The organism is Mycobacterium palustre (genome assembly GCF_002101785.1).
Classification (GTDB): Bacteria; Actinomycetota; Actinomycetes; order Mycobacteriales; family Mycobacteriaceae; genus Mycobacterium; species Mycobacterium palustre.
Map to the genome: position 1 here is coordinate 99,442 of NZ_LQPJ01000078.1, position 12,700 is coordinate 112,141.

The window sequence follows — 12,700 nt, forward strand, 5'->3', positions numbered from 1 at the left end:
CGCTCGCGGCGAGGGACGAACATGAGTTACCCCCGGCAGCGCCCGCGCCGGCTCCGCTCGACCCCCGCGTTGCGCCGCCTGGTCGCGCAAACCTCGCTGGAGCCAAGGCATTTGGTGTTGCCGATGTTCGTCGCCGACGGCATCGACGAACCGCGGCCGATCCCGTCGATGCCCAACGTGGTTCAGCACACCCGCGATTCGCTGCGCAGCGCGGCCGCCGACGCCGTGGCCGCGGGCGTCGGGGGGCTGATGCTGTTCGGCGTTCCCCGCGACGAGGACAAGGACCCGACGGGATCGGCCGGCACCGACCGCGACGGCATCCTCAACGTCGCCCTGCGCGACCTGGCCAAGGACCTCGGGGACGCCACGGTGCTGATGGCCGACACCTGCCTGGACGAGTTCACCGACCACGGACATTGCGGAGTCCTGGACGACCGGGGTCGGGTGGACAACGACGCCACCCTGGCCCGTTACGTCAAACTGGCCGTGGCACAGGCGGAGTCGGGCGCCCATGTGGTCGGGCCGAGCGGGATGATGGACGGCCAGGTGGCCGCGATCCGCGACGGCCTGGACGCGGCCGGCTACGCCGACGTGGTGATCCTGGCCTACGCCGCCAAGTTCGCGTCGGCGTTCTACGGCCCGTTCCGGGACGCGGTGAGTTCGAGCCTCTCCGGCGACCGGCGCACCTACCAGCAGGAGCCGGGCAACTTCCGCGAGGCGCTGCGCGAGATCGACTTCGATCTCGACGAGGGGGCCGACATCGTCATGGTCAAACCGGCGATGGGGTATCTGGACGTGCTGTCGGCGGCCGCCTCGATCTCGCCGGTGCCCGTCGCCGCCTATCAGGTCTCCGGCGAGTACGCGATGATTTGCGCCGCCGCACAAAACAATTGGATCGACGGACGTGCCGCGGCACTGGAGTCGCTGACGAGCATCCGGCGCGCCGGCGCCGACATCGTGCTCACCTATTGGGCGGTGGATGCGGCAGGCTGGTTGTCATGACGTCAGGGGCAGCCGAAGAGCGGCGGTTGTTCTACGAGCCGGGCGCCAGCTGGTGGTGGGTGGCGCTGGGCCCGGGGGCGGCCGCGGCGATGATCCTGATCGAGGTGTGGAGCGGCGCAGCGGTGTCGTTCGTCGTCCCGGCGATATTTTTGGTGCTGGTGTCGGCGTTCGTGGCGTTGCAGGTCAAGGCGGCCCGCATACACGTCTCGGTCGAGCTGACCGAGAACGCCCTGCGCCAGGGCACCGAAACCATCCTGGTGCGCGAGATTTTGCGGGTGTATCCCGAACCCGAGCATCACGAGGCGTCGGGCAAAGAGCTGGAGCGGTGGCAGTCGGCGCGCGCGCTCGGCGAGCTCGTCGGGGTGCCGCGCCATCGGGTCGGGATCGGTCTCAAGCTGACCGGGGGGCGCATGGCCCAGGCGTGGGCGCGCAACCACCGACGCCTGCGGGACGTGCTGACGCCCCTGGTGCAAGAGCGGGTGGAGCCCGCCGGGTCCGACGTCGCCGACGACGACCGCCACGGCGACGGGCCCGCGCGATGACCGCCCGGTACCGCGTCGTGGTCCAGCTGGCGCTGGCCTGCGCCGCGCTGGTCGGCGCCGGCGCGTGCTGGACCAATGCCCGCCACGTCCGCGGCGTGGCGCCGATCGCCGACGGGCAGCCGGCCACGACGTCGCTGGTCTACGACCCGCAGCTGCTGTTGCTTTCCATGCTGGGGTTGACCGCCGCCGGCGTGCTGGCGGTCCTGGGAATCGCCGGGCTGCTCCGCGAGCGCCGCGGCCGGCCGAACACCCCTAAGCCGTCTTCTTGATCAGCGGCAGCACCAGCTGACGGCGGCTGACGATGGCGTCGGCCAGGTTTTGCAGCGCCTCGCGGACCGAGCGCACCGACGGGAACGCGGCCTCGTCGTCGGCGCGCGCGTCGCCCAGCACCTCGACGACCGCCGGGCCGGGCACCAACGTCCACTCCACCCCCGCCGCGCGGCAGTGGTCGTCGACGTCGCGCAGGAGCGAAACACCCGCCGCAGCAAAGTGACTCACGTCGCTCAGGTCGAGCACGAGCGGATTGCTACCCATGATGAAGCGTCGAATGTGGTCGTAGACCCGGTCGGCGTTGACGGCGTCGATGTCCCCGCGGACGGTCACCACCGTCGCCAGGTGGCGGCATTGCGCCCGGATGTGCGCGCCACCGCAGTCGAAGGTGCCGTACCCTCGGTGAGTCGCAACGTCTGCGATAGTCATGCTCGCCCCTTTTCCAGGAGATCCTGTCCACCACAGTGCCCGGGAAACCTAAGGGGACCGACAGCCGCCTCTAACTCTTTGCTAAGAAGCGACTTTCGGCGGCCTAAAGCGGCTTAAAAGCAACGCCGCGGTGGGTGTTTTGGCGGACCGGCGCCGCGAACCACACCACCGCCCCTCCCGCGATCGCGCGGTTCCCGCTGTTAGGCTGCCAGGGCTGCCGATTGCTGGTCGGGGGGCAATCCAGAGGCGAACGAAACGGCACAATCCAGGCGGAAAGAGCATCGTGCGCACCGGAGAGATCAGGGGAGAGATCAAGGCCCTGACGGGACTCCGCATCGTCGCCGCGCTGTGGGTGGTGCTGTTCCACTTCCGGCCGATGCTGGCCGACGCCTCGCCGGATTTCCGCGACGCGCTGGCGCCGGTGCTCAACTGCGGCGCCCAGGGCGTCGACCTGTTTTTCATCCTCAGCGGGTTCGTGCTGACCTGGAACTACCTCGACCGCATGGGCCGGTCGTTCTCCCCGCGCGCCACCCTGCACTTTTTGTGGCTGCGGCTGGCCCGGGTGTGGCCGGTCTACCTCGTGACCTTGCACCTCGCCGCCCTGTGGGTGATCTTCACCCTGCACGTCGGACACGTGCCGTCGCCCGACGCCGGCCAGCTCACCGCGGTCAGCTACGTGCGCCAGATCCTGCTGGTGCAGCTGTGGTTCGAGCCGTTCTTCGACGGGACCAGCTGGGACGGGCCGGCCTGGTCGATCAGCGCGGAATGGCTGGCCTACCTGCTCTTCGCCGTGATCGTGCTGGTCGTCTTGCGGATGAAGCAGGCCACCCGGGCGCGGGGCCTGATCCTGCTGGCGGTCGCGGCGTCGCTGCCACCGGTGGTGATGCTGCTAGCCAGCGGCCAGTTCTACACGCCGTGGAGCTGGCTGCCGCGCATCGTCACGCAGTTCACCGCGGGCGCGCTGGCCTGCGCGGCCGTGCGCAGGCTGCGGCCGACCGATCGCGCGCGCCGCGTCTCCGGGTACCTGTCGCTGCTCCTGGTGGCCGCCATGGTCGGCATCCTGTACTGGTTCGACGCGCACCCCATCCACGGGGTGGTGGAGAACGACAGCGGCGGGGTGGTCGACGTGCTGTTCGTTCCGCTGGTGATCACGCTGGCGATCGGGGCGGGCAGCCTGCCCCGGTTCCTGTCGACGCGGGCGATGGTCTACGGCGGGCAGATCTCGTTCTGCCTGTACATGGTCCACGAGCTGGTGCACACGGCCTGGGGATGGGCGGTCGAACAGTTCGAGCTCACGCCGCAGGACTCGCCCTGGAAGTGGAACGTGATCGCCCTGCTGGCCTTCGCCGTGGGCCTGTCGGCGCTGCTGTTTCACTCGGTCGAGGAGCCCGCCCGCCGCTGGATGCGCAGGATGGTCGACGTGCGGCCCGTCGCCGAGAAGGCCGAGGCCGTCGAGCCGGTGAGCACCAAGCTGCATCCCATCGACGGTGGGCGGGAATCGGTTTCGGTGCGCGCGGTGTGACATTCGCCTCGATGCGCTGACCGGGCCGCCCCCGGCACCCGTCGATACCATGGCGGGAGCGGCCGGCCGCGCTTTCAGCGAGTTGACACCGGGTTCGCGCCGCATCCCATACGATTCCGTTGATTTGGATGCGGCACACGACGACGCAATTCCCCGTGGAGGTAGTAGTGAGTCGGCTGGGCACGCTCGCCATCGGCTTCATGCTCGTGCTGGGCGTCGTTGTCCAGCTGCCGGCCCACCCGCCGCGGGCCCGGGCCTACGACACGCTGACGCTGGACTCCCGCCTCAATCACATCGCGGTCGTCGGCGACTCCTACACCACCGGCACCGACGAGGGGGGCCTGGGCCCGAGATCGTGGACCGCGCTGGCGTGGCACACGCTCGCCCAGCGCGGCGTGCGGATCGCCGCCGACGTGGCGGCCGAGGGCAGGGCCGGCTACGTCATGCCGGGCGACCACGACAGCATCTTCGAGGATCTGACCGCCAGGGCGGTCAAGCCCGACGACGCGCTGGTGGTGTTCTTCGGCTCCCGTAACGACCAGGGCGTCGACCTGGGGCTGCTGGCCGCCAAGGCGCACGAAACCTTCGACCTGGCCCGCAGGTTCGCGCCGAACGCCAAGTTCCTGGTGATCGGCCCGCCGTGGCCGACCGCCGACGTGCCCGTACCGATGCTGCAGGTGCGTGACGTGATCAACGCGGCCGCCCGTGGGGCGGGGGCCACCTTCATCGACCCGATCGGCGACCGGTGGTTCGTCGACCGGCCCGATTTGATCGGCCCCGACGGCGTGCACCCCAACGACGCCGGACACGAGTATCTGGCGGGCCAGATCGCACCGCTCATCGGCATGCAATTGTCTCGGTGAGTGGGCGGCGGCAAAACGCCGGCCGCGCAAGGTGTTTGATGCCTCAGTCGTCGGCGTGGCGCTCGTAATCCCATTGCTCTAGGCGCGCTTGCAAGTGCATCAGGCCGACGCCGACGACTGGCGTGACGGCAGCGATGCAGGCCAGCAGCAGGGGACTCATGTCCTAAAACCTCCAAACACCTTTCACCGATATGACGCTCGTCCGCGGCGACAAGTTCATTACCTCGTTGTCCATGGGTCAGCCGCCGCTCACCGCGCGGTCTGCCAGCCCACCCACCGCGGGTGTCAGCAGCCGCGCGTATTCGGTTGTCACGTGGTTGTCGTCGCGGAAGACCAGGGTGTTGCCGACGATCACCGGGCAGCGCTGTGCGGCGCAGAACAGGTCGGTCAGGTCGGCGTAATGCCCGCCGGCGGCCGCGGTCACCGCCCGTTCGGCGCCGATCCCGCCGGCGTCGAGGGCGGCCGGGCGCGTCGGCGCACACGCGGCGGCATCGTCGAGATGGCCCGACAGGCAGGAGGGCACCGAGCCGCGCGGATCCGGGACGGGCCCGAGCACCAGGACGGTCGCGCCGAGTTGCCGCAGCCGCGCGACCGTGCGGCCCAGGGTGTCCATCCACGCCGGGTCGTAGGAGGTGAAGCCGAAATCGGCCCCGTAGCGCCGGCTCATGTCCAGCACGACCAGGCCGGGACGCTCGGCCGTCAGCCGATCCACGATTTGGGCGCGCCACTGCTCGCACTCGGTGTATTCGCGCCCCAGGTACGGGCTGGTGATGCGCAGGTCCTGCAGCGGGCAGGTCACCTTGGCCAGCGTCTCTAGCCGCCAGTGCCGCTGCTCGGCCACCTGCCGCAGCGCCGGCTCCCACATGGCGGCGTGCGAGTCGCCGACCAGGACCACCCTCGTCGGCGACGCGGTGTCGCCCGTCGCGCACTCGCCCTGGCCCACCTCGCGCCACGACCGCACGCAGCCGTTGACGAAGACGGCCGCCTTGTCGGCCGGCGCGTCGGCGAGCGGCGGGTCGAGGTTGGACGGGACCGCGCGCAGGCCGGCCGACGCCGCCACCGCGTCGCGCACCTGGGCGAACGCCTGGTCGACCGCGGCCTGCTGCGGGCTGACCGCGCGGACGTTCGGCGGCGGCAGCGCGACGATGTTGGCCTTCGGCGCGGCCACGCCGTGTCCCGTCGGCGCCGGCACCAGCGTCAGCAGCAGCACACAGGCGCAGGCGGCGACCCCGCTGGCGGCCCCGGCCAGCACCAGGCTGGCCCCCACCGAGCGGCGCAGTCGGGCCGCGAACCGGCCGGGGTTCTCCACCAGGTGCAAGGTGATCACCGCGAGCCCGCCCGACACCGCGGTCGCCGCCAGCCGGGCGGGCAGGCCCGCGGGCTCGCCCAGCAGCGGCGGCATGAGCAGCAGCACCGGCCAGTGCCACAGGTACCACGAGTACGACACCCGCCCGATCGCCCGCATCGCCGGCCGGCACAGCAGGCGGCCGGCGCCCAGCCCGCCCGTGGCGCAGCCCGCGCCGATCACCAGCGCCGTGCCCAGCACGGGCAGCAGCGCCGCGGTGCCCGGGTAGGGAGTGCCGCGGCCCAGCTGGGTGCAGGTCAGCGCGATCAGGGCCAGGCCGCCCCATCCCACTGTCGACGCCGGCAGCAGCCCCAGCCTGCGCCATTGCCCGGCCGACAGGGCCACCAGCCCGCCGGCCGCGAGCTCCCAGGCGCGGGTGGGCAGCGAGAAGAACGCCCAGGCCGGCGACGAGCGGGTGCACAGCACGGCGGCGGTCAGCGACGCCGCGGCGACCACCCCCAGCACCAACGCGTACGGCAGCGCCCGTGCCGACGCGCCCGCCCGCATCCGCCGCGCCGCGAAGGCCGCCCCGACGATCAGGACCGGCCACACCAGGTAGAACTGCTCCTCGACGCCCAGGGACCAGTAGTGCTGAAACGGCGACGGCGGCAGGTCCGAGGCCAGGTAGTCGGTGCCCCGCTTGGCGAACCGGTAGTTGCCCACGTACAGGGCGCTGGCGATGCCGTCGGCGAAGACGCTGCGCGCCTGCAGCGGCGGCAGCACGACCGCCGCGGCGGCGGCGGTGGCGACGCCGACGGTGGCCGCGGCCGGCAGCAGGCGCCGGGCCCGGGCGCCGTAGAACCGGCCGAGCGCGACGGTGCCGGTGGCCGTGACCTCGCGCCACAGCAGCCCGGTGATCAAAAAGCCGGAGATGACGAAGAAGACGTCCACACCGACGTAGCCGCCGCCGACGCCCGGTATCCCGGCGTGGTAGAGCACGACCGCAATGACCGCGACCGCGCGCAGGCCCTCGATGTCCGGGCGGAAATCGGTCCGCTTGAAGGGCCGCTCCACTTGTCGGCGCGGGCTGAAGGTGTCTTCCTGCCGGACTCTCATCTGCCTCGGCCTAAGACGCCATCCAGGCTAGCTCGCCGGGCAACTGCTCCCGCCAATACTCGACGTCGTGGCCGCCCGGGGAGAAGCTGCCGGCCGGCGGTTTCTTGAGCTGGCTGACGAACTGGCGGGTGGCGAAGCAGAACCGGTCGCCGGTGCCGCAGTCCACCCGCAGCGGGATCTGGTTGAGCGCGGGCACGCCCGTCACGCTGTTTTGCACCCAGTCGTCGTAGCTGTCGAACGCCCCCAGGGGGCTGCCGGTGAAGGAGGTGAACAGCGCCGGGCTGACCGCGCAGATCCCGGCGGTGCGCGCCGGGCCAAGCTTGGCGCCCAGGTGCAACGCCCCGTAGCCGCCCATCGACCACCCCATGAACCCGACCCGCGAGGTGTCCATCCCCATCGCGGCCAGCATCGGCAACAGCTCTTCGAGCACCATCGCGCCCGAGTCCGTGCCGTTGGCCCTGCGGTGCCAGTAGGAATTGGCGCCGCCGTCGACGCCCACCACCGCGAACGGCGGCTTGCCCGTCTTCACCAGCTGGGCCAGGCCGTCCTCGACGCCGATCTCCAGCATCTGGTTGGCGTCGCCGTCCTTGCCGTGCAGCGCGATCACCGGGCGCAGCGGGGCGGCGTCGGCCTTGTGGCCGGGCGGCAGGGCGATCACCCAGTTGGTCTTCACGCCGCCGCGCGCCGCCGAGACGAACGAGCCCGTCAACCGGTTCGGCAGGTTGTTCCCGGCCGCCGACGGCTCGAACGGTGCGGGGGACTGCGGCGCGGCCGCCGCGCGCGACTCGAGCGGATTTAGCAGCGCGCCCAAAACGCACGCGCCCGCGGCCGCCGCGCTGGCACCGGCGCCCATACGCAGTACCGCACGGCGGTTCAGGTCAGGCACAGGCGTCATAATGCCCGGCCGACACGGCCTTTTCGCCCAAGCCACGCCGTTTTGCAAGCATTGTGTAATCTCGCGTGATCACTCGGTCGCGAAGAGGTGATCTTCGATGCGACGCACGCCTTTTGTTGGTGCATGGTTCACGCGTCGGGCACCGGCCGAAGGTGTCGGCCCGGTAGGCCTCGGCGGCATGGCCCGCAAGCGTCTCGCCGTCGTCGTCTCGGTGCTCGCCCTGGTCGCCGGTTGCACCCACAAACCCGCCGGGCCCGGCGCGGGGCCGGCGACCACCACGCCGATCCGCCACCTGGTGGTGCTCTTCGACGAGAACGTCTCGTTCGATCACTACTTCGGCACCTATCCCCGCGCGGCCAACATCGACGGCCAGCCGTTCACCGCCAAGGCGGACACCCCGACGGTGGACGGCCTGTCCCAGGACTTGTTGACGCGCAACCCCAATGCGGTGCAGCCGATGCGCCTGGGCGGGCCGGGCCAGCAGGTCACCTGCGACCAGGACCACGCCTATTCGGCCGAACAGTTGGCGTTCAACGGCGGCGCGATGGACCGCTTCGTCGAACACACCGAGGGCGAGCCGTGCGCGCCCCCGGCCTTCAACGCCGTCGGCCTGGTGATGGGCTACTACGACGGCAACACCGTGACCGCGCTGTGGAACTACGCGCAGCACTTCGCGATGAGCGACAACTTCTACAACAGCACCTTCGGGCCGTCGACGCCCGGCCACATCAACCTGGTATCCGGCCAAACCCACGGTGTGACAAGGACTTTCATGCCCGGCGGGCAACTCTTCCCGCCGCACACGGTCATCGGCGACACCGGCGCTGGCGGCAATGGGCAGGGCACCCTGATCGACGATGCGCAGCCGTACGGCGACGACTGCTCCTCGCGCGACCAGGTGCAGTTCAGCTCGGCCAACAAGAACGTCGGCGACCTGCTCAACGCCAAGGGCATCACGTGGGGCTGGTTTCAGGGCGGGTTCAAGCCCACCGGTCGCGGGCCCGGCGGCGCGGCGCAGTGCGGCGCGACCCACAACATCGGCGAGATGGTCGGCGGGACCGGCAAGGCCGGCCCGTTGCCGTTCGGCACCAAACCGGACTACGTGCCGCACCACGAGCCGTTCCAGTACTACCCGTCGACCGCCAACCCGCACCACCTGCCGCCGAGCGCCGTCGACAACATCGGCCGCACCGACCAGGCCAACCACCAATACGACCTCTCGGACTTCTGGGCCGCCGCCGACGCGGGTCACCTCCCTTCGGTGAGCTTCCTGAAGCCGCCCGCCTACCAGAACGGCCACGCCGGCTACAGCGACCCGCTCGACGAGCAGCGGTTTCTGGTCGAGACGATCAACCGTTTGCAGAGGCTGCCGCAGTGGCAGGACATGGCGATCGTCGTCGCCTACGACGACTCCGACGGCTGGTACGATCACAAACCCTCGCCGGTCGTGTCGGCCTCGGCGACGCCCGAGGACGCCCTGAACGGTCCCGGGCGATGCGGTGATCCGGCCGCCGCGCCGATCGCCTACCAGGGGCGCTGCGGATACGGCCCCCGGCTCCCGCTGCTGGTGTTATCCCCTTACGCCAGAGCCAATTTCGTGGATCACACCCTGACCGACCAAACGTCGATCCTGCGGTTCGTCGAGGACAACTGGGGCACCGGCCGCATCGGCGACCACTCGCTCGACGAGCGCGCCGGCACGCTTGCGGCGATGTTCGATTTCACCGGCCTGACCCGCTCGCCGCTGACCCTCGACCCGCGCACCGGCAACCCGCAATAGCCTCGCCCCCCGATCCAAAATCTGGAAGTTTTCAACCCTCCCGCGCCCGGGCGCCGTCCCGCACCATTCGAGGTTGGTCAAAAGGGCGAAAAGGGAGAGTAGATGAGCCTGGCATTTCACTGGTTCTTGCCGACGTACGGCGATTCGCGAAACCTGGTGGCCGGGGGCCACGGCACCGCGATGCACGGCGACCGGCCCGCGACCCTGCGCTATCTGCACCAGATTTGCGCGGCCGCCGAAGACAACGGCTTCGAGGCGGTGCTGACGCCGACCGGATTGTGGTGCGAGGACGCCTGGTTGACGACGGCGATGCTGATCGAGGGCACCGAGACGCTGAAGTTTTTGGTCGCCTTCCGTCCCGGCCTGCTCAGCCCCACCTTGACCGCGCAGATGGCGGGGACGTTCCAGCGGCACTCCGGTGGGCGGCTGCTGCTCAACGTCGTCACCGGCGGTGAACCGCACGAGCAGCGGGCCTACGGCGATTTCCTGGACAAGGAGTCGCGCTACGCGCGCACCGCGGAGTTTCTGCACGTGGTCCGGCAGCTGTGGAGCTCGCGGGAGCCGGTGACGTTCGCCGGGGACCACATCCGCATCGACGGCGCCCAGCTCAACAACCCGCCCGACCCGGTCCCCGTGGTGTTTTTCGGGGGATCGTCGGCGGCGGCCGGCCCGGTGGCGGCCAAGTATTCCGACGTCTACCTCACCTGGGGCGAACCGCGGAAGGCGGTCGCGCAGAAGTTGGACTGGATCCGCGGGCTGGCCGCCGACACGGGGCGAATTCTGCAATACGGGTTGCGGATTCACGTGATCAGCCGCGACACCTCCGAACAGGCGTGGGCCGAGGCCGACCGGCTGCTGTCGGCGGTCGACCCGGCCGACGTCGAACGGGTGCAGGCCAGCCTGGCGCGCAGCGAGTCCGAGGGCCAGCGCCGCATGCTGGAGCTGCACGGCGGCGACAGGAGCCGGCTGCTGGTCGGCCCCAACCTGTGGGCGGGGGTGGGCCTGGTGCGCGGCGGGGCGGGCACCGCGCTGGTCGGGTCGCACGCCGAGGTGGCCGAGCGGCTGGCCGAGTACGCGCGGCTGGGCATCACCCACTTCATCCTGTCGGGCTACCCGCACCTGGAGGAGGCCTATTGGTTCGGCGAGGGGGTGCTGCCGCTGCTCGAGCGAAAAGGCTTGTGGCAGCACCCCACTCGTACCTCACAACCGGCGCCGGCGACGCCGTTTGCGGTCGCGTCGGCCCACTAGGCCGTGGCCACCACGCTGCCCGACGCGGCGCTGGCCGCTCCGCTAGCCCGCGACGAGTCGGACGTCGAACGCCGTCGCCGCCTGCGCATCGTCATCGCGGCCAGCCTGCTGGGCACCACCGTGGAGTGGTACGACTTCTTCCTCTACGCCACCGCCGCCGGCCTGGTGTTCAACAAGGTGTTCTTCCCCGACGCCAACTCGCTGGTGGGAACGCTGCTGGCGTTCGCCACCTTCGCCGTCGGCTTCGTCATGCGCCCGGTCGGCGGGCTGGTGTTCGGCCACATCGGCGACCGGATCGGGCGCAAGCGCAGCCTGGCGCTGACGATGCTGATCATGGGTGGCGCGACGGCGTTGATCGGGGCGTTGCCCACCGCCGCGCAGATCGGCGCGTGGGCGCCCATCTTGCTGCTGGCGCTGCGCATCCTGCAGGGCTTCGCGCTGGGCGGCGAATGGGCCGGCGCCGTGCTGCTGGCCGTCGAACACAGCCCGCAGAACCGGCGCGGGCGCTTCGGGGCCGTCCCGCAGGTCGGCCTGGCGCTCGGATTGGCGTTGGGCACCGGCATATTCGCCTACCTGCAGATCGCGCTGGGGCAAACCCGGTTTCTCGCCTACGGCTGGCGCATCGGCTTTCTGCTCAGCCTGGTGCTCGTGGTCATCGGGGTCGTGGTGCGGCTGCGCGTCGAGGAAACCCCGGCCTTCCGCGAGTTGGCCGAGGCGCAGGCCGCGTCGACCGTTCCGATCCGCGAGATCGTCGGCGAGCCGCGCTCCCGGCGAAACACGGTGCTGGGGCTGCTGTCTCGCTGGGCCGAGGGGTCGGCGTTCAACACCTGGGGGGTGTTCACGATCAGCTACGCCACCGGCGCGCTGGGCTTGCACCGGGTCGCGGTGCTGGTGGTGGTGACCGTCGCCGCCCTGCTGATGGCGCTGCTGCTGCCGCTGTCGGGGGTGTTGGCCGACCGGTTCGGCGCGCGGCGCGTGTATTTGGCCGGTGTGGCGTGCTACGGGCTGGCGGCGTTCCCCGCCTTCGCCCTGTTCGGCACGAGGAACCTCCTGTGGTTCGGGCTGGCGATGATCGTCTTGTTCGGTGTGGTGCACGCGGTGCTCTACGGCGCGCAGGGCACGCTGTATTCGGCGCTGTATCCGACGCGGACCCGCTACACCGGCTTGTCGTTCGTCTACCAGTTCTCGGGCATTTACGCCTCCGGCGTCACGCCGATGATCCTCACCGCGCTGATCGCGGCCAGCGGGGGCAAGCCCTGGCTGGCGTGCGGCTACCTGGTCGCCACGGCGGTGATCAGCGTGGTCGCCACCGCGCTGATCCGCGACCGCGACCTGCATTTCTAAAGCCCGAACCCTAAGCGGATGTCACGCGCTGTGCGCAGTCTCGGCGCGCTCGCCTCACCTTGTGCGCCGCGTTGGCGGCGGCGCGGCCGATGTGCTGTGGTTAACCATGCCCGGCACAACGCAACTGCGCCAAGGGCTGTCGCAGCGGCAGCTCAGCATGATCGCCCTGGGCGGGGTGATCGGCGCCGGGCTGTTCGTGGGGTCCGGCGTGGTCATCAAGGACACCGGGCCGGCGGCGTTCCTCACCTACGCGCTGTGCGGCCTGCTCATCGTGCTGGTGATGCGCATGCTGGGCGAGATGGCCGCCGCCGACCCGTCGACCGGATCGTCAGCCTACCCGGTGGCTGTCAGCAGCATAGAAACCGCGACCAAACAGCTAACCAGCGAAGGTCTTATGGAATTCA

Annotated in this window: 11 protein-coding genes and 1 pseudogene; 9 read left to right on the forward strand and 3 right to left on the reverse strand. The window is 70.5% G+C overall.

Features of this window, described 5'->3' with window-relative positions:
- Positions 1 to 21 precede the first annotated feature (21 nt).
- From hemB to AWC19_RS08335, 3 genes are read left to right on the forward strand one after another with little or no spacing between them, the layout of a single operon-like run.
- The gene (hemB, locus tag AWC19_RS08325; protein WP_085077581.1) at positions 22 to 1,002 is read left to right on the forward strand and encodes a porphobilinogen synthase; all 981 of its coding nucleotides are present in this window, start codon (positions 22 to 24) and stop codon (positions 1,000 to 1,002) included.
- A complete protein-coding gene (locus AWC19_RS08330) occupies positions 999 to 1,544 on the forward strand; it encodes a DUF3093 family protein (RefSeq protein WP_245848829.1) in 546 nt (181 codons plus the stop codon). The genes hemB and AWC19_RS08330 overlap by 4 nt, the downstream gene beginning before the upstream one ends.
- On the forward strand, positions 1,541 to 1,813 hold the full coding sequence (locus AWC19_RS08335) for a hypothetical protein (protein ID WP_085077583.1): 273 nt from the start codon (positions 1,541 to 1,543) through the stop codon (positions 1,811 to 1,813). The genes AWC19_RS08330 and AWC19_RS08335 overlap by 4 nt, the downstream gene beginning before the upstream one ends.
- Here the strand turns inward: AWC19_RS08335 and AWC19_RS08340 are convergent.
- Complete coding sequence (locus AWC19_RS08340; protein WP_085077584.1) at positions 1,797 to 2,243, reverse strand: STAS domain-containing protein; 447 nt, start codon at positions 2,241 to 2,243, stop codon at positions 1,797 to 1,799. The genes AWC19_RS08335 and AWC19_RS08340 overlap by 17 nt on opposite strands.
- 283 nt (positions 2,244 to 2,526) lie before the next feature.
- On the opposite strand from AWC19_RS08340, the gene AWC19_RS08345 reads away from it, so the two are divergent.
- Both AWC19_RS08345 and AWC19_RS08350 read left to right on the forward strand, forming a co-directional pair.
- On the forward strand, positions 2,527 to 3,765 hold the full coding sequence (locus AWC19_RS08345) for an acyltransferase family protein (protein ID WP_085077585.1): 1,239 nt from the start codon (positions 2,527 to 2,529) through the stop codon (positions 3,763 to 3,765).
- A 167-nt stretch (positions 3,766 to 3,932) separates the two neighbouring features.
- Positions 3,933 to 4,628, forward strand: a complete 696-nt coding sequence (locus AWC19_RS08350) for an Rv0518 family GDSL lipase (RefSeq protein ID WP_085077586.1) — start codon at positions 3,933 to 3,935, stop codon at positions 4,626 to 4,628.
- A gap of 238 nt (positions 4,629 to 4,866) precedes the next feature.
- On the opposite strand, the gene AWC19_RS08355 is transcribed toward AWC19_RS08350, so the two are convergent.
- Together AWC19_RS08355 and AWC19_RS08360 are read right to left on the reverse strand one after the other, a co-directional pair.
- Complete coding sequence (locus tag AWC19_RS08355; protein WP_085077587.1) at positions 4,867 to 7,029, reverse strand: acyltransferase family protein; 2,163 nt, start codon at positions 7,027 to 7,029, stop codon at positions 4,867 to 4,869.
- A 10-nt stretch (positions 7,030 to 7,039) separates the two neighbouring features.
- The gene (locus AWC19_RS08360; protein ID WP_085077588.1) at positions 7,040 to 7,924 is read right to left on the reverse strand and encodes an alpha/beta hydrolase; all 885 of its coding nucleotides are present in this window, start codon (positions 7,922 to 7,924) and stop codon (positions 7,040 to 7,042) included.
- Between the two features lie 178 nt (positions 7,925 to 8,102).
- Between AWC19_RS08360 and AWC19_RS08365 the strand changes: the two genes are divergently transcribed.
- From AWC19_RS08365 to AWC19_RS08380, 4 genes and pseudogenes are all read left to right on the forward strand, one after another.
- Positions 8,103 to 9,704, forward strand: coding sequence for a phospholipase C (locus AWC19_RS08365; protein ID WP_085077589.1), 1,602 nt, complete (start codon positions 8,103 to 8,105; stop codon positions 9,702 to 9,704).
- Between the two features lie 102 nt (positions 9,705 to 9,806).
- Positions 9,807 to 10,952 (forward strand): LLM class flavin-dependent oxidoreductase, encoded by a 1,146-nt coding sequence (locus AWC19_RS08370; protein ID WP_085077590.1) that lies wholly within the window; start codon positions 9,807 to 9,809, stop codon positions 10,950 to 10,952.
- A gap of 3 nt (positions 10,953 to 10,955) precedes the next feature.
- Complete coding sequence (locus tag AWC19_RS08375; RefSeq protein WP_085077591.1) at positions 10,956 to 12,296, forward strand: MFS transporter; 1,341 nt, start codon at positions 10,956 to 10,958, stop codon at positions 12,294 to 12,296.
- Positions 12,297 to 12,402: 106 nt separating this feature from the next.
- Positions 12,403 to 12,700 (forward strand): annotated as a pseudogene (locus AWC19_RS08380) (hypothetical protein); the annotation flags it as partial.

Coding starts and splice junctions, on each gene's coding strand:
- hemB (WP_085077581.1), top strand. CDS start 22: ATGAGTTACCCCCGGCAGCGCCCGCGCCGGCTCCGCTCGACCCCCGCG.
- AWC19_RS08330 (WP_245848829.1), top strand. CDS start 999: ATGACGTCAGGGGCAGCCGAAGAGCGGCGGTTGTTCTACGAGCCGGGC.
- AWC19_RS08335 (WP_085077583.1), top strand. CDS start 1,541: ATGACCGCCCGGTACCGCGTCGTGGTCCAGCTGGCGCTGGCCTGCGCC.
- AWC19_RS08340 (WP_085077584.1), bottom strand. CDS start 2,243: ATGACTATCGCAGACGTTGCGACTCACCGAGGGTACGGCACCTTCGAC.
- AWC19_RS08355 (WP_085077587.1), bottom strand. CDS start 7,029: ATGAGAGTCCGGCAGGAAGACACCTTCAGCCCGCGCCGACAAGTGGAG.
- AWC19_RS08360 (WP_085077588.1), bottom strand. CDS start 7,924: ATGACGCCTGTGCCTGACCTGAACCGCCGTGCGGTACTGCGTATGGGC.
- AWC19_RS08365 (WP_085077589.1), top strand. CDS start 8,103: ATGGCCCGCAAGCGTCTCGCCGTCGTCGTCTCGGTGCTCGCCCTGGTC.
- AWC19_RS08370 (WP_085077590.1), top strand. CDS start 9,807: ATGAGCCTGGCATTTCACTGGTTCTTGCCGACGTACGGCGATTCGCGA.